General features: G+C 59.8%; 18 protein-coding genes. 11 read left to right on the forward strand and 7 right to left on the reverse strand.

From position 1 onward, the window contains the following. Nucleotides 1-69: 69 nt before the first annotated feature. Genes ACLD1X_RS12290 through ACLD1X_RS12310 form a run of 5 tightly spaced genes read right to left on the reverse strand, consistent with a single transcriptional unit; the run spans nt 70 to nt 3098 of the window. Nucleotides 70-375, reverse strand: coding sequence for an STAS domain-containing protein (locus tag ACLD1X_RS12290; protein ID WP_429367935.1), 306 nt, complete (start codon nt 373-375; stop codon nt 70-72). Further along, nucleotides 372-1013 carry an MlaC/ttg2D family ABC transporter substrate-binding protein gene (locus ACLD1X_RS12295; protein ID WP_429367937.1) on the reverse strand — a complete coding sequence of 214 codons (642 nt, stop codon included), beginning with the start codon at nt 1011-1013 and terminating at the stop codon, nt 372-374. Before ACLD1X_RS12295 ends, ACLD1X_RS12290 begins: the two co-directional genes overlap by 4 nt. 11 nt (nt 1014-1024) lie before the next feature. Further along, a complete protein-coding gene (gene mlaD / locus ACLD1X_RS12300) occupies nt 1025-1492 on the reverse strand; it encodes an outer membrane lipid asymmetry maintenance protein MlaD (protein WP_429367939.1) in 468 nt (155 codons plus the stop codon). Further along, on the reverse strand, nt 1492-2289 hold the full coding sequence (gene mlaE, locus ACLD1X_RS12305; protein WP_429367941.1) for a lipid asymmetry maintenance ABC transporter permease subunit MlaE: 798 nt from the start codon (nt 2287-2289) through the stop codon (nt 1492-1494). Before mlaE ends, mlaD begins: the two co-directional genes overlap by 1 nt. Then, entirely contained in the window at nt 2289-3098 is an 810-nt protein-coding gene (locus tag ACLD1X_RS12310) for an ATP-binding cassette domain-containing protein (RefSeq protein WP_008018709.1), read from the reverse strand. The genes mlaE and ACLD1X_RS12310 overlap by 1 nt, the downstream gene beginning before the upstream one ends. A 275-nt stretch (nt 3099-3373) precedes the next feature. Between ACLD1X_RS12310 and ACLD1X_RS12315 the strand changes: the two genes are divergently transcribed. The 10 genes from ACLD1X_RS12315 (at nt 3374) to ACLD1X_RS12360 (ending at nt 10401) form a co-directional block, all read left to right on the forward strand. Next, entirely contained in the window at nt 3374-4348 is a 975-nt protein-coding gene (locus ACLD1X_RS12315) for a KpsF/GutQ family sugar-phosphate isomerase (RefSeq protein ID WP_429367944.1), read from the forward strand. Next, the gene (locus ACLD1X_RS12320) at nt 4348-4872 is read left to right on the forward strand and encodes a KdsC family phosphatase (RefSeq protein WP_429367946.1); all 525 of its coding nucleotides are present in this window, start codon (nt 4348-4350) and stop codon (nt 4870-4872) included. Before ACLD1X_RS12315 ends, ACLD1X_RS12320 begins: the two co-directional genes overlap by 1 nt. 7 nt (nt 4873-4879) lie before the next feature. Further along, the gene (gene lptC / locus ACLD1X_RS12325) at nt 4880-5452 is read left to right on the forward strand and encodes an LPS export ABC transporter periplasmic protein LptC (protein ID WP_429367948.1); all 573 of its coding nucleotides are present in this window, start codon (nt 4880-4882) and stop codon (nt 5450-5452) included. Further along, nucleotides 5439-5987: a lipopolysaccharide transport periplasmic protein LptA gene (gene lptA / locus ACLD1X_RS12330; protein ID WP_429367950.1), complete on the forward strand. Its 549-nt coding sequence runs from the start codon at nt 5439-5441 to the stop codon at nt 5985-5987. Before lptC ends, lptA begins: the two co-directional genes overlap by 14 nt. Further along, nucleotides 5987-6712, forward strand: a complete 726-nt coding sequence (gene lptB / locus ACLD1X_RS12335) for an LPS export ABC transporter ATP-binding protein (RefSeq protein ID WP_093226717.1) — start codon at nt 5987-5989, stop codon at nt 6710-6712. Before lptA ends, lptB begins: the two co-directional genes overlap by 1 nt. A gap of 184 nt (nt 6713-6896) precedes the next feature. Continuing rightward, the gene (locus ACLD1X_RS12340) at nt 6897-8390 is read left to right on the forward strand and encodes an RNA polymerase factor sigma-54 (protein WP_015093497.1); all 1494 of its coding nucleotides are present in this window, start codon (nt 6897-6899) and stop codon (nt 8388-8390) included. A gap of 74 nt (nt 8391-8464) precedes the next feature. Further along, complete coding sequence (gene hpf, locus ACLD1X_RS12345) at nt 8465-8773, forward strand: ribosome hibernation-promoting factor, HPF/YfiA family (protein ID WP_008018717.1); 309 nt, start codon at nt 8465-8467, stop codon at nt 8771-8773. 12 nt (nt 8774-8785) lie between these two features. Beyond that, nucleotides 8786-9250, forward strand: coding sequence for a PTS IIA-like nitrogen regulatory protein PtsN (ptsN, locus tag ACLD1X_RS12350; RefSeq protein ID WP_429367953.1), 465 nt, complete (start codon nt 8786-8788; stop codon nt 9248-9250). 2 nt (nt 9251-9252) lie between these two features. Beyond that, nucleotides 9253-10110, forward strand: coding sequence for an RNase adapter RapZ (rapZ, locus tag ACLD1X_RS12355; protein ID WP_429367955.1), 858 nt, complete (start codon nt 9253-9255; stop codon nt 10108-10110). 15 nt (nt 10111-10125) lie between these two features. Then, nucleotides 10126-10401 (forward strand): HPr family phosphocarrier protein, encoded by a 276-nt coding sequence (locus tag ACLD1X_RS12360; protein WP_008018720.1) that lies wholly within the window; start codon nt 10126-10128, stop codon nt 10399-10401. A 150-nt stretch (nt 10402-10551) separates the two neighbouring features. Here the strand turns inward: ACLD1X_RS12360 and pmbA are convergent, their stop codons facing one another. Then, nucleotides 10552-11898 carry a metalloprotease PmbA gene (gene pmbA, locus ACLD1X_RS12365; RefSeq protein WP_429367958.1) on the reverse strand — a complete coding sequence of 449 codons (1347 nt, stop codon included), beginning with the start codon at nt 11896-11898 and terminating at the stop codon, nt 10552-10554. Between the two features lie 108 nt (nt 11899-12006). On the opposite strand from pmbA, the gene yjgA reads away from it, so the two are divergent. Then, nucleotides 12007-12531, forward strand: coding sequence for a ribosome biogenesis factor YjgA (yjgA, locus tag ACLD1X_RS12370; RefSeq protein ID WP_008018722.1), 525 nt, complete (start codon nt 12007-12009; stop codon nt 12529-12531). Between the two features lie 60 nt (nt 12532-12591). On the opposite strand, the gene tldD is transcribed toward yjgA, so the two are convergent. Beyond that, the gene (gene tldD, locus ACLD1X_RS12375) at nt 12592-14034 is read right to left on the reverse strand and encodes a metalloprotease TldD (protein ID WP_218429285.1); all 1443 of its coding nucleotides are present in this window, start codon (nt 14032-14034) and stop codon (nt 12592-12594) included. Nucleotides 14035-14044: the final 10 nt, after the last annotated feature.

Raw genomic sequence — 14044 nt, forward strand, 5'->3', positions numbered from 1 at the left:
AAAAAAAGCCCCGCGCCTGCGAACCCCGCCAAGCAGGACTCGGACGGGGGGCTTCCTTATAGATGCGGTTCAGGGTTGCGCCAACAGCTCGGTCAGCTCGCTGACCTGAGCGATTTCACGCATGTCTTCCGGCATCCCGCGGATGCTCAGGGCCTTGCCGGCCGCCTGTGCATCGCGGATGAAGCACAGCAGCAACGACAAACCGACACTGCTGGACTTGGTCACCGCCGAGCAATCGACCACCAGCGCTGCAGCCTTGCTGGCCTTGATCAGCGTTTTGCCCCGCTCGCGCAGGCCAGGGCCAGTGCGGTAATCCAGCACGCCGCTGAGTCGCAGCTCGCCCGCTTCGTCCATCTGGACTGCCGACTCACTCATTGGGTCTTTTTCTCGGTGGATTCCTTGGCCTTGGCGACTTCCCCGGCCCAACCATTGATGGTCTTGTCCAGGTCATTGCCATTGCGCTGCATCGCATCGGCGAACTGATCGCGGAACAGCTTGCCAATATTGATGCCGTTGATGATGACGTTACGCAGCTTCCACTGGCCGTTGATCTTTTCCATGGTGTAGGACACTGGATAGATCGCGCCGTTGCTGCCCTTGACGGTCATGCCGACGCTGGTGCGGTCGCCCGACTCGTCCTTGGCCGGATCAACGGTGATGCCCTGGTTGTTGTACTCCAGCAAGGCATTGCCATAGAACTGGAACAACCCCTTCTTGAAGTTCTCTTCGAAGGCCTTCATCTGCGCCGGCGAAGCTTTCTTCGAGTACTTGACCGTCATGATGCTCTTGGAAATACCCTCGGCATCCACAACCGGCCCGACGATGGTGTCCAGCGCCGTATAAAAGTCCTGCGGGTCCTGCTTGTACTTTTCCTTGTTGGCCGCCAGGTCGGCGAGCAAACGGTTGGTAGTGTCCTGTACCAGTTCATGCGCCGAAGGCGCCGCCACGGCGTTGGCCACCAGCGGCAGCGCCGCGAGCAGTACCAACAGGCCACGTCGCAAGATAGAGATCATTTATACACTCCTCATTTGGCGTCTTTGCTAACGGTATTGAGCAGGAATTTACCGATCAGGTCTTCGAGCACCAGCGATGACTGCGTGTCATGAATGGTTCCACCATCCTTGAGCAGGGTGTCTTCCCCGCCCACGCTGATACCGATGTACTTCTCACCCAACAGGCCAGCGGTCAGGATAGATGCAGTAGAGTCCGCCGGCAGATTATCGATGCGTTTTTCCAGCTGCATGGTCACCCGACCGGTAAAGCTGTCGCGATCCAGATCGATGGCCGTGACCTTGCCGATGGTCACACCGGCCATGGTCACCTTAGCTCTGACAGTCAAACCGGCGATATTGTCGAAGTAGGCGTAAAGTTTATAGGTGTCGGTGCTCGGACTCGGGGACAGGCCACTGACCCGCAACGCCAACAAGAGCAAAGCCAGGATGCCGGCCAGCAAGAAAAGGCCGACACCGATTTCCAGGGTGCGGTTTTGCATCAGAAATCTCCAAACATCAAGGCGGTCAGAATAAAGTCCAGGCCGAGCACTGCCAACGAGGCATATACAACGGTCTTGGTAGTGGCACGACTGATCCCCTCGGAAGTGGGTTCGCAGTCATAGCCTTGGAATACGGCGATCCAGGTCACGACAAAGGCAAAGACGACACTTTTGATGATCCCGTTGAGCACATCGTCGGAGAACGTCACGCTGTTCTGCATGTTCGACCAGTAGGAACCTTCATAGACGCCCAGCCAGTCGACAGCTACCCACGAGCCGCCCCAGATTCCCACCACGCTGAAAATCATCGCCAGCACCGGCAGGGAAATGAAACCGGCCCACAAGCGTGGCGCGATAATGTACTTGAGCGGGTCAACCCCGATCATTTCCAGGCTGGACAGTTGCTCGGTGGACTTCATGTTGCCGATTTCGGCGGTCAGCGCCGAACCGGCGCGCCCGGCGAACAGCAAGGCGGTCACCACCGGCCCCAGTTCACGCAGCAGGGTCAGGGCAACCATTTGCCCGACAGCCTGCTCTGAACCATAGCTGGAAAGAATGTTGAAGCCCTGCAGCGCCAGCACCATGCCGATGAACACCCCGGAGACCACGATGATCACCAGGGACATCACGCCCACCGAATGCAGCTGCTTGATCAGCAGCCCGAAGCCGCCACCGATGCCGCCCCGGCCCAGCAAGGCATGGAACAGGAACAACGTCGAACGCCCGAACACCGCCAGCGCATCGATGCCGGCCTGACCGAAGCGGCGAACGCGCTCTATCAATGAAATTCTGCGCATCAGCGCTTCCCCAGGAGATCTGCGCGGTAATCCGTCGCTGGAAAGTGGTACGGAACCGGGCCGTCGGGTTCGCCGGTCATGAACTGACGAATGCGCGGCTCATCCGAGTTCATCAACTCGTCCGGAGTCCCCTGCCCCAACACCTGACCATCGCCCACCACATAAATGTAATCGGCAATGCTCGCAGTCTCGGCCAGGTCGTGGGATACCACGATACTGGTGATGCCCAGCGCATCGTTGAGCAAACGAATGAGGCGTACCAGGACACCCATTGCGATGGGGTCCTGACCGACAAAGGGTTCGTCGTACATGAGAATCTGCGGGTCGAGCGCAATCGCCCGGGCCAGCGCGACACGGCGCTTCATGCCGCCGGAAAGCTCGTCGGGCATCAGGTCGATGGCACCGCGCAAGCCCACGGCCTGCAGTTTGAGCAGGACGATGTCGCGGATCATTTCATCCGGCAGTTGCGTATGAACCCGCAACGGAAAGGCGACGTTCTCGAAGACATCGAGATCGGTAAACAGTGCGCCACTCTGGAAAAGCACACCCATATGCTTGCGCGCATCGAACAGGTCGCTGCGCGACAGTTTTGGCAGATTCTGACCGTTGACCCAGACTTCGCCCTTGGTGGGCCGCAACTGGGCGCCCATCAGGCGCAAAAGCGTGGTCTTGCCACACCCGGAAGGCCCCATGATGCCGGTGACCTTACCGCGCGGGATACGGATATCGACATTGTTGAAAATGCTGCGCGCACCGCGCTTGAAGGACAGTCCCTTCAGCTCGACCGCGTAGGCGTTATCGGCACTCATCTAAACTCCTTGCGATGCAGCCTCTCACTCGGACGCCTGGCTTTCTGACAAAAGCACATACCTCCCGGGCAGGCCGAACTGGCGGCGAACTATATCACTGCAAAGGCTACGCGCCCAAGGCCAAAGCCGGCCAACTTCACCTGCATGACAGGTTGAAAGCCCCGTTTAGACGGTTTTCGGTAACCGGGAATGACAATGCGCGACGAACTTGCGTGAGGGATTCGATCATTACCGCTATAATCGCCGCCTTTTCATCAGGCTATACGATTTCTGACATGAGCCAATCCAGCGACCTGATTCAATCAGCACAACGCACCATCCGCCTCGAGGTAGAAGCCGTGCAAGGCCTGCTGCCCCATATCGACGCAGATTTCGTACGCGCTTGCGAGATGATTCTGGCCAGCAAAGGCCGCGTGGTCGTGGTCGGCATGGGCAAGTCGGGGCATATCGGCAACAAGATCGCCGCCACCCTGGCCAGCACCGGCACCACGGCATTTTTCGTGCACCCGGCTGAAGCCAGCCACGGTGACATGGGCATGATTACCCGCGACGACATCATTCTGGCGCTCTCGAACTCCGGCTCCACCAATGAAATCGTTACCCTGCTGCCACTGATCAAGCGCCTGGGCATTCAACTGATCAGCGTGACCGGCAACCCCGACTCGCCGCTGGCCAAGGCCGCCGAGGTCAATTTGAATGTTCACGTCGAACATGAAGCCTGCCCGTTGAACCTGGCACCCACTTCGTCGACCACCGCCGCCCTGGTCATGGGCGACGCCCTGGCCGTCGCGCTGCTGGAAGCCCGCGGATTTACCGCCGAAGACTTCGCCTTTTCCCATCCCGGCGGCGCCCTCGGCCGACGCTTGCTGCTGAAAGTGGAAAATGTCATGCACGCAGGCCAGGAACTGCCGCAGGTCCAGCGCGGCACCCTGCTCAAGGATGCCCTGATGGAAATGACCCGCAAGGGCCTGGGCATGACCGTCATCCTGGAATCCGACGGCAGACTGGCGGGAATCTTCACCGACGGTGATTTGCGCCGCACACTGGACCGCAGCATCGATATCCACAACGCTATCATCGACCAGGTCATGACGGCCCATGGCAAGACCGCACGCGCCGAAATGCTCGCCGCCGAAGCCCTGAAAATCATGGAAGACCATAAAATCAACGCACTGGTGGTGGTCGACAGCCAGGACCGCCCGGTCGGCGCCTTGAACATGCACGATTTGCTGCGCGCAGGAGTAATGTAATGAGTGCGGACCTGTTGCAACGTGGCAAACAGATCAAACTGGCGGTGTTCGATGTCGATGGCGTGCTGACCGACGGACGCCTGTACTTCCTCGAAGACGGCAGCGAATTCAAGACGTTCAACACACTCGACGGCCAGGGCATCAAGATGCTGATGGCCGCCGGCGTGCAAACCGCCATCATCAGTGGTCGCAAGACCCCGGTGGTCGAGCGGCGAGCGAAGAACCTCGGCATCCCGCATCTTTATCAGGGACGCGAAGACAAACTGGTGGTGCTCGACGAGCTGCTGGCCCAGCTGGACCTGAGCTATGAGCAAGTGGCCTACCTCGGCGACGACCTGCCGGACCTGCCGGTGATTCGCCGCGTCGGCCTCGGCATGGCGGTGGCCAATGCCGCCAGCTTCGTGCGTGAACACGCTCACGGCATCACCCTCGCCCGTGGCGGCGAAGGTGCCGCTCGCGAATTCTGCGAATTGATCCTGCGCGCCCAGGACCGCCTCGATGCGGCCAATGCGGCGTACCTGTGAGCCCATTATGCTGAGCAAAAAGTTTCGCAACACCCTACTGTACAGTTGCGTCGCGGCGATATTCGCTGCGGCTGGCTACTGGAACATCAGCCCGGAACGCTTCCTCGACAAGCCGGTAACGCCGATCGATGAAAGCATGATCGACTATTACGCCATCAACGCCCACAGCGTGCAGTACCTGCCGGACGGCAAGCTGCAATATGATCTGGTGTCCGACAAGGTCGAGCACCTGAAGGCGACCGAGGTGACTTTGCTGACCAACCCCGACCTGAACGTGTTCCGCGGCACTGAATTCCCGTGGCACGTCCAGAGCCTGCAGGGCGAGGTCAACCCTGACGGCACACAGGTAGAACTGATCGATGACGTGCGCATCACGCGCTTCGACGAGAAAAACCGTAAAACCCTGATCACCAGCACCCGCATGACCGTGTTCCCGCAGCAGCAATATGCGCAGACCGAGCAAGACGTTAGAATCGACGGCGCTGGCGGTGTATCGACTGGCAAGGGAATGAAAGCGTATTTGAAAGAAAGCAGGATACACCTGCTATCGAACGTAAGAGGACAGTATGAGGCTCGTTAAAACCCTCCCGATTTTGCTCAGTCTGGGCGCAGCACTGGGAAGCGTGAGCGCCTGGGCTCTGCCGAACGATAGTGAACAACCCATTCGCGTCCAGGCGGACGACGCCCAGCTGGACGACAAGCAAGGCGTTGCCACGTACAAGGGCGATGTGATCATCACCCAGGGCTCGATGATTGTTAAAGGCAATACCGTCACGCTCACCCGCACTCCGGCTGGCGACATCGATGTCGTGACTTCGGTGGGCAACCTGGCGTATTTCGAGCAGAAGCAGAAAGTCGACTCGCCGAAACCGATCCAGGGCTACGGCAAGACCATTCAGTACCATGCCCAGCAAAACCGCATCGTGCTGATCGACCAGGCCAAGGTCATCAGTGATGACGGCAGCACCACCGAAGGCGAGAAAATCGTCTACGACACGGTAAAACAGGTTGCTACGGCCGGCCGTGCGACCGGTGCCTCCGTGACCGCACCACGTCCGCGTATCGACATGGTGATCCAGCCGAAGAAGAAAACCGACGAGAAAAAGGCCCAGTAATGGCAACTCTGAAAGCTCAGCATCTGGCCAAGAGCTACAAGAGCCGCCAGGTCGTGCGTGATGTCAGCCTGTCCATCGACAGCGGCCAGATCGTCGGCCTGCTTGGCCCGAACGGTGCCGGCAAGACCACTTGCTTCTACATGATCGTCGGCCTGGTGCAAGCCGACCAGGGCCGCGTCCTGATCGACGACCTGGACGTCAGCCACCAGCCGATGCACGGCCGCGCAAAGGCCGGCATCGGCTACTTGCCGCAGGAAGCATCGATCTTCCGCAAACTGTCGGTGGCCGACAACATCATGGCCATCCTCGAGACCCGCAAGGAACTCGACAAGGCCGGCCGTCGCAAGGAGCTGGAAAGCCTGCTGCAGGAATTCCACATCAGCCACATCCGCGACAACCTCGGCATGAGCCTGTCCGGCGGCGAGCGCCGGCGTGTGGAAATCGCCCGGGCCCTGGCCACCAACCCGAAATTCATCCTCCTCGACGAACCCTTCGCCGGCGTGGACCCGATTTCGGTCGGGGACATCAAGCAGATCATTCACCACCTCAAGGCCAAGGGCATTGGCGTGCTGATCACGGACCACAACGTTCGTGAAACCCTGGATATCTGTGAAACCGCCTATATCGTCAACGACGGCCAACTGATCGCCGAAGGTGACGCAGAGACCATCCTGGCCAACAACCTGGTCAAGGAAGTGTATCTGGGCCATGAGTTCCGCCTGTAAAGGCAGCGGCATCTGGCAGGTCGCCCGAGCGCTTGTCCCGATAAAAAATCAACACTTTTTTATTGTTACAGCGCTCTAGGCAAACGCTGCAGTTTCGGGCATATAATTTGCTTATGTTTGGCGCCCCGGCGCCCTGTAGTGGATGGCGCATGTGCGCCGGCGAATAAGGTGTTAAGCCCCAGCCATGAAACCATCGCTAGTCTTGAGAATGGGCCAGCAGCTGACGATGACACCGCAGCTGCAACAGGCCATCCGCCTGCTCCAATTGTCGACCCTGGACCTGCAACAGGAAATCCAGGAGGCCCTGGAGTCCAATCCGATGCTCGAACGCCAGGAAGAAGGCGACGACTTCGACAATTCCGACCCCCTGGCCGACAACGCCGAACAAAAGCCCAACACCGACATCCAGGAACCCTCCTACCAGGAAAGCGCGCCGACGGTGGATAACCTCGATGAGGGCGACTGGAACGAGCGCATTCCCAACGAACTCCCCGTCGACACCGCATGGGAAGACGTTTACCAGACCAGCGCCAGCAGCCTGCCCAGCAACGATGACGACGAGTGGGACTTCACCACCCGCACCTCGGCCGGCGAAAGCCTGCAAAGTCATTTGCTGTGGCAACTGAACCTGGCTCCGATGTCCGATACCGATCGCCTGATCGCCGTGACCCTGATCGACTGCATCAACAATCAGGGCTATCTGGACGAAACCCTCGAGGAGATCCTCGAAGCCTTCGATCCGGAACTGGACATCGAACTGGACGAAATCGAAGCCGTCCTGCACCGCATCCAGCAATTCGAGCCCGCCGGCATCGGCGCCCGCAACCTGGGCGAATGCCTGCTGCTGCAATTGCGCCAGCTGCCGGCCAAGACCCCCTGGCTGGCCGAGGCCAAGCGCCTGGTCACCGACTACATCGACTTGCTCGGCAGTCGCGACTACAGCCAGTTGATGCGCCGCATGAAGCTCAAGGAAGACGAGCTGCGCCAGGTCATCGAACTGGTCCAGAGCCTCAATCCGCGTCCGGGCTCGCAGATCGAGTCCACCGAAGCCGAATACGTCGTGCCTGACGTCATCGTGCGCAAGGACAACGAGCGCTGGCTGGTGGAGCTGAATCAGGAGTCGGTGCCACGGCTGCGGGTCAACGCCCAGTACGCCGGGTTCGTGCGCCGCGCCGACACCAGTGCCGACAACACCTTCATGCGCAATCAGTTGCAGGAGGCCCGCTGGTTCATCAAGAGCCTGCAAAGCCGTAACGAGACCCTGATGAAGGTTGCCACCCAGATCGTCGAGCATCAGCGCGGGTTCCTCGAATATGGCGACGAAGCCATGAAGCCGCTGGTCCTGCATGACATCGCCGAAGCGGTCGGCATGCATGAGTCGACGATTTCACGGGTGACCACCCAGAAGTTCATGCACACCCCCCGGGGCATTTATGAACTGAAATACTTTTTCTCAAGTCACGTAAGCACCTCCGAAGGCGGCGAATGCTCGTCCACGGCGATCCGGGCGATTATCAAAAAACTGGTTGCCGCGGAAAATCAGAAAAAGCCGTTGAGTGACAGCAAGATCGCTGGTTTACTGGAGGCACAAGGCATTCAGGTGGCCCGCCGCACCGTCGCCAAGTACCGCGAATCCCTCGGGATCGCGCCTTCGAGCGAACGCAAGCGGTTGATGTAGGGCCACGCCACAGCGTTCCAGTGGTAGATCATCTGGTCTACCGCTTTATGCACTGGCAACGAAGGAGAAGCTGTATGCAAGTCAACATCAGTGGACACCAACTGGAAGTGACCGAACCTCTTCGCTCCTACATCGGCGAAAAACTCGAACGATTGGAGCGTCATTTCGACAAGATCACTAACGTGCAGGTCACGATGACCGTCGAAAAACTGAAGCAGAAAATCGAAGCCACGCTGCATATTCCCGGGAATGAAGTGGTCGCAAACGCGGAACATACCGATATGTACGCCGCGATCGATGCACTCACCGACAAGCTGGATAAACAACTCAAAAAGCATAAGGAAAAGACCCAGAGCCTCCTTCAGGGCGCAACCGGTCGTTAACACTCCCAACCCATGATCCGACTTGAAAGTATCCTGACCCCCGGCCGTTCCCTGGTGAACGTGCCGGGTGGCAGTAAAAAGAAAGCCCTCGAACAAATTGCCAATCTGATCGCCCGCGAAGTGCCGGCTCTGGAGATGCAAGATGTCTTCGAGGCGCTGATTGCCCGTGAAAAACTCGGTTCCACAGGTTTTGGCAACGGCATCGCTATTCCACACTGCCGTCTCAGGGGCTGTGTTTCGCCCATCAGCGCCTTGATGCACCTGGACGCCCCGATCGATTTCGACGCCATCGACGGCGCGCCGGTTGACCTGCTGTTCGTGCTGCTGGTCCCGGAAGCCGCCACCGATGCGCACCTTGAGCTGCTGCGCCAGATCGCCAGCATGCTCGACCGCAAGGACGTGCGCGACAAACTGCGCAGCGCCCCAAGCAATGAAGCCCTGTATCAGGTTGTCCTGGACGAGCAAAACGGTCAGTAATCATGCGCTTGATCATCGTCAGTGGCCGTTCCGGCTCAGGTAAAAGTACCGCCCTCAACGTCCTTGAGGACAACGGGTACTACTGCATCGACAATCTGCCTGCCGGCCTGCTGCCGGAACTGGCCGAACGAGCGCTGATTCATACCGAACTGTTGCAGCCGCTGGTCGCCGTCTCCATTGACGCCCGCAACCTGCCCAGCCACCTGTCACGCTTCCCCGACCTGCTCGAAGAAGTCCGCAACCGCCATATCCAGTGCGATGTCCTGTACCTGGACGCCGACGAAGAAACCCTGCTCAAGCGCTTCTCGGAAACCCGCCGGCGCCACCCCCTGAGCAACGCCAATCGCTCGCTGGCCGAAGCCATCAACGTCGAGAGCGTGCTGCTCGGGCCGATTGCCGACCTCTCCGATCTCAAGATCAACACCACCAACCTGAACCTGTATCAACTGCGCGATGCCATCAAGCTGCGCCTGTTGAATCAGCCGGAACCCGGCACTGCGTTCCTGGTGGAATCCTTCGGGTTCAAACGCGGCATGCCGGTGGACGCCGACCTGGTGTTCGATGTGCGTTGCCTGCCCAACCCTTACTGGAAACCGGAATTGCGCGAGCAGTCAGGGCTTGATCAACCGGTTGCCGAATATCTGGCGGCACAGCCGGATGTCGAAGAGATGTTCCAGGACATTTCCACATACCTGCTAAAGTGGCTGCCTCGTTTTGCCGCCAGCAACCGCGCCTACGTCACCATTGCCATTGGCTGCACTGGCGGACATCACCGCTCCGTCTACCTGACCGAGCGTCTGGGGCAGACGCTGCAAAAATCCCTGAAGAACGTCCAGGTTCGCCACCGCGACCTCAGCTAAAGGATTCACATCGCGATGCCTGCTCTGGAAATCGAAATCATCAATAAACTGGGTTTGCATGCCCGGGCGTCGGCAAAATTCGTTGGTGTTGCCGGCCAATTCAAGGATTGCACGATCCGCGTGGGTCGCACCCCGGAATCCACCGTCGATGGAAAAAGCATCATGGCCATGATGATGCTCGCTGCCGGCAAGGGCACGAAAATCCATCTGAGCACGGAAGGCGAGCAGGAACAGGAAGCGATGGATGCGCTGGTAGCCCTGATCAACAATTACTTCGACGAAGGCGAGTAAACGCCGCGGCTTTGTGGTGAGGGGGCGCCGTATCCATCACCATCATCAAGCAAATCGGCGTTCTTGTTTCTTTGTTTCTCCAGACTCCGTGAAGAACCATAAAAAAGGCGCGCCACCCATTGGGTGGCGCGCCTTTTTTGTCACGGGAGATTAACTGCCCGCTACGGTCATCCGCTCGATCAGCACCGAACCGGTGCGGATGTTGCTGCGAAGTTCGAGATCATTACCGACCGCGACGATCTGCTTGAACATGTCGCGCATGTTGCCGGCGATGGTCACTTCCTGGACCGCGAACTGGATTTCGCCGTTCTCGACCCAGTATCCCGCCGCACCCCGGGAGTAATCGCCCGTGACCATGTTCAGCCCCTGGCCCATCAACTCGGTGACCAACAAGCCGCGCCCCATGCGCCGCAGCAAGGCCGCCTGGTCTTCATCACCATGGGTGACGAACAGATTGTGCACGCCGCCGGCGTTGGCCGTGCTCGGCATGCCCAGCTTGCGACCGGAGTAGGTACCGAGGATGTATGACACCAGCTCGCCTTTTTCGACGAATGGTTTGGCGTAGGTTGCCAAGCCGTCACCGTCGAACGCTGCGCTGCCCATGGCACGCATCAGGTGCGGACGCTCGTCGATGGTCAGCCACTCCGGAAACAGTTTCTGGCCGAGAGTACCCTCAAGGAACGAAGACTTGCGATACAGGCTGCCACCGGAAATCGCCGACAGGAAACTGCCGAACAGCCCCCCGGCCAACTCTGCGGAAAACAACACCGGCACCTCGCAAGTCGGCACCGGACGCGCGCCCAGACGGCTCGCCGCCCGTTGCGCAGCGCGCTGGCCGATGCTGACCGGGTCGGCGAGCAGATTGCCCTGGCGGTTCACGTCATACCAGTAATCGCGCTGCATCTGGCCGTCCGCTTCGGCGATCATCACGCAGCTCAAGCTGTGACGAGTCGATGCGTAACCGCCGATGAACCCGTGGCTGTTGCCATAAACGCGGCAGCCCTGATGGGTACTGAGGGTCGTGCCGTCGGCGTTCTTGATCCGGCTGTCGGCGGCAAACGCCGCGGCTTCGCAGGCCAGGGCCTGTTCGATGGCTTGTTCCGGAGTAATGTCCCACTGGTGGAACAGGTCGAAATCCTGAATGTCCCGCGCCATCAGCGCAGCATCCGCCAGGCCCGAGGCTTCGTCTTCCGAAGTGTGCCTGGCGATGGCCAGTGCAGCGGCAACCGTTTCGCGGATCGCTTCCGGACCACTGGCCGAAGTGCTGGCCGAGCCTTTGCGCTGGCCGACGTACAAGGTGATGCCAAACCCCTGATCGCGGTTGAATTCGACCGTTTCGACTTCACGCTGGCGCACCGAAGTCGATAAACCCTGCTCCAGTGACACCGCCACTTCACAGGCACTGGCCCCTTGGCGTCTGGCTTCAGCGATGATCTGCTCGACTTGTTCCTGCAGTGCCGGCAACGCTTGTGGGCCGACGCTTTCAACTGCACTCATGCTGTTCTCCACTCAAATTCTGCTTTCGGTAACGGTCATCGAGCGACCGGGCCGGACAAGCGGCCCCCGACTGGTTATCATGGCGGCGTTTCTTTGCGGACTGCCACCATGGTTGATTCTTACGACGACTCCCTCGATACGGGAGAAAAAAGCAAATCCCAGGTTAAACGCGAGCTTCATGCTCTGGTTGACCTTGGCGAGCGCCTTACAACACTCAAGCCTGACTTGGTTGCAAAGCTGCCCTTGACCGACGCCTTGCGCCGGGCCCTGGCCGATGCGCCCAAGCACACCGCGAACATCGCGCGTAAGCGACACCTTCAGTTCATCGGCAAGCTGATGCGCGATCAGGACACTGACGCCATTCTGGTCTTGCTCGATCAACTCGATGCCTCCACTCGCCAGTACAACGAGCGTTTCCACAACCTGGAGCGCTGGCGAGATCGCCTGATTGCCGGTGACGATGCCGTTCTGGAAAAATTCGTCGTCGACTACCCTGACGCCGATCGCCAGCAACTGCGTTCCATGATCCGTCAGGCCCAGCATGAGGTTGCGCAAAACAAGCCTCCTGCTTCCAGCCGTAAAATCTTCAAGTACATCCGTGAGCTGGACGAGACTCAACGCGGCCTGCGTTGAATCCCTGATCGGGTGAGTTGCCCTGCAACTCACCCGAAGCTCCACTGTTGCAAAAGCCGCTTACGCGCCCGTGCCACCCACGGTGATCGCATCAATCTTCAGCGTTGGCTGGCCGACACCCACCGGCACCGACTGCCCATCCTTGCCACACGTGCCCACGCCACTGTCCAGCGACAGGTCATTACCGACCATCGACACCTTGCTCATGGCTTCCGGCCCGTTGCCGATCAGCGTTGCGCCTTTGACCGGTGCCGTGATCTTGCCGTCCTCGATCAGGTACGCCTCGCTGGTGGAAAACACGAACTTGCCGCTGGTGATGTCCACCTGACCGCCACCCAGGTTGGCGCAGTAGATGCCGCGTTTCACCGAGGCGATGATTTCCGCCGGATCGCTTTCACCGGCGAGCATGTAGGTATTGGTCATGCGCGGCATCGGCAGGTGCGCGTAGGACTCGCGACGGCCATTACCGGTGCGAGCCACGCCCATCAGACGAGCGTTGAGCTTGTCCTGCATGTAGCCTTTGAGCACGCCGTTTTCGATCAGCGTGGTGCACTCGGTCGGCGTGCCTTCATCATCGACGCTCAACGAGCCGCGGCGACCGGCCAGGGTGCCGTCATCGACGATGGTGCACAGCTTCGACGCAACCATCTCGCCCATGCGCCCGCTATAGGCAGAGCTGCCCTTGCGGTTGAAGTCGCCTTCCAGACCGTGGCCGACCGCTTCGTGCAGCAGCACGCCCGACCAGCCGGAACCGAGCACCACCGGCAAGGTACCGGCCGGTGCCGGGATGGCCTCAAGGTTGACCAGCGCCTGGCGCAACGCTTCACGGGCATAACCCATGGCGCGGTCTTCGCCGAGGAAATAACGGTAGTCGGTCCGACCGCCACCGCCATGACCGCCGCGCTCGCGGCGACCGTTCTGTTCGACGATCACGCTGACATTGAAACGCACCAGCGGCCGCACATCCGCCGCCAGGCCGCCGTCGGTGGAAGCCACCAGAATCCGCTCCCAGACACCGGCCATGCTCACGGTGACTTGCTGGATGCGCGGGTCGAGGGCACGGGTCGCGGCGTCGACTCGCTTGAGCAAATCGACTTTCTCGGCACGGGTCAGCACTTCCAGGGGATTGTCCGGCGCATACAACTGCGCGACGTCCTGGCTGGTGAATGCCTGTACCGTGCCGTGCTGCCCGGCCCGGGAAATCGAACGGGCGGCACGCGCCGCTGCGCCAAGGGCCTCAAGCGTGATGGCATTGCTGTAGGCAAAACCGGTTTTTTCACCCGATTGCGCACGCACGCCCACACCCTGGTCAAGGTTGAAGCTGCCTTCCTTGACGATGCCGTCTTCCAGCGCCCAGGACTCGGAGATCTGCCCCTGGAAATACAGGTCGGCGGCATCGATGCCCGGCCCGGCCAGATCGCCGAGCACGCCTTGCAGGCTCTCGATCGTGACGCCACCGGGCGCCAACAGGTGTTCACTGACTGAGGACAACAACTCGCTCATATGCTTTACG

Source organism: Pseudomonas sp. 18173 (assembly GCF_050432945.1).
Lineage (GTDB): Bacteria > Pseudomonadota > Gammaproteobacteria > Pseudomonadales > Pseudomonadaceae > Aquipseudomonas.

What these genes read in the sequence shown, in the direction of transcription:
- ACLD1X_RS12290 (WP_429367935.1), bottom strand. Translation starts at nt 375, where the DNA reads ATGAGTGAGTCGGCAGTCCAGATGGACGAAGCGGGCGAGCTGCGACTC.
- ACLD1X_RS12295 (WP_429367937.1), bottom strand. Translation starts at nt 1,013, where the DNA reads ATGATCTCTATCTTGCGACGTGGCCTGTTGGTACTGCTCGCGGCGCTG.
- mlaD (WP_429367939.1), bottom strand. Translation starts at nt 1,492, where the DNA reads ATGCAAAACCGCACCCTGGAAATCGGTGTCGGCCTTTTCTTGCTGGCC.
- mlaE (WP_429367941.1), bottom strand. Translation starts at nt 2,289, where the DNA reads ATGCGCAGAATTTCATTGATAGAGCGCGTTCGCCGCTTCGGTCAGGCC.
- ACLD1X_RS12310 (WP_008018709.1), bottom strand. Translation starts at nt 3,098, where the DNA reads ATGAGTGCCGATAACGCCTACGCGGTCGAGCTGAAGGGACTGTCCTTC.
- ACLD1X_RS12315 (WP_429367944.1), top strand. Translation starts at nt 3,374, where the DNA reads ATGAGCCAATCCAGCGACCTGATTCAATCAGCACAACGCACCATCCGC.
- ACLD1X_RS12320 (WP_429367946.1), top strand. Translation starts at nt 4,348, where the DNA reads ATGAGTGCGGACCTGTTGCAACGTGGCAAACAGATCAAACTGGCGGTG.
- lptC (WP_429367948.1), top strand. Translation starts at nt 4,880, where the DNA reads ATGCTGAGCAAAAAGTTTCGCAACACCCTACTGTACAGTTGCGTCGCG.
- lptA (WP_429367950.1), top strand. Translation starts at nt 5,439, where the DNA reads ATGAGGCTCGTTAAAACCCTCCCGATTTTGCTCAGTCTGGGCGCAGCA.
- lptB (WP_093226717.1), top strand. Translation starts at nt 5,987, where the DNA reads ATGGCAACTCTGAAAGCTCAGCATCTGGCCAAGAGCTACAAGAGCCGC.
- ACLD1X_RS12340 (WP_015093497.1), top strand. Translation starts at nt 6,897, where the DNA reads ATGAAACCATCGCTAGTCTTGAGAATGGGCCAGCAGCTGACGATGACA.
- hpf (WP_008018717.1), top strand. Translation starts at nt 8,465, where the DNA reads ATGCAAGTCAACATCAGTGGACACCAACTGGAAGTGACCGAACCTCTT.
- ptsN (WP_429367953.1), top strand. Translation starts at nt 8,786, where the DNA reads ATGATCCGACTTGAAAGTATCCTGACCCCCGGCCGTTCCCTGGTGAAC.
- rapZ (WP_429367955.1), top strand. Translation starts at nt 9,253, where the DNA reads ATGCGCTTGATCATCGTCAGTGGCCGTTCCGGCTCAGGTAAAAGTACC.
- ACLD1X_RS12360 (WP_008018720.1), top strand. Translation starts at nt 10,126, where the DNA reads ATGCCTGCTCTGGAAATCGAAATCATCAATAAACTGGGTTTGCATGCC.
- pmbA (WP_429367958.1), bottom strand. Translation starts at nt 11,898, where the DNA reads ATGAGTGCAGTTGAAAGCGTCGGCCCACAAGCGTTGCCGGCACTGCAG.
- yjgA (WP_008018722.1), top strand. Translation starts at nt 12,007, where the DNA reads ATGGTTGATTCTTACGACGACTCCCTCGATACGGGAGAAAAAAGCAAA.
- tldD (WP_218429285.1), bottom strand. Translation starts at nt 14,034, where the DNA reads ATGAGCGAGTTGTTGTCCTCAGTCAGTGAACACCTGTTGGCGCCCGGT.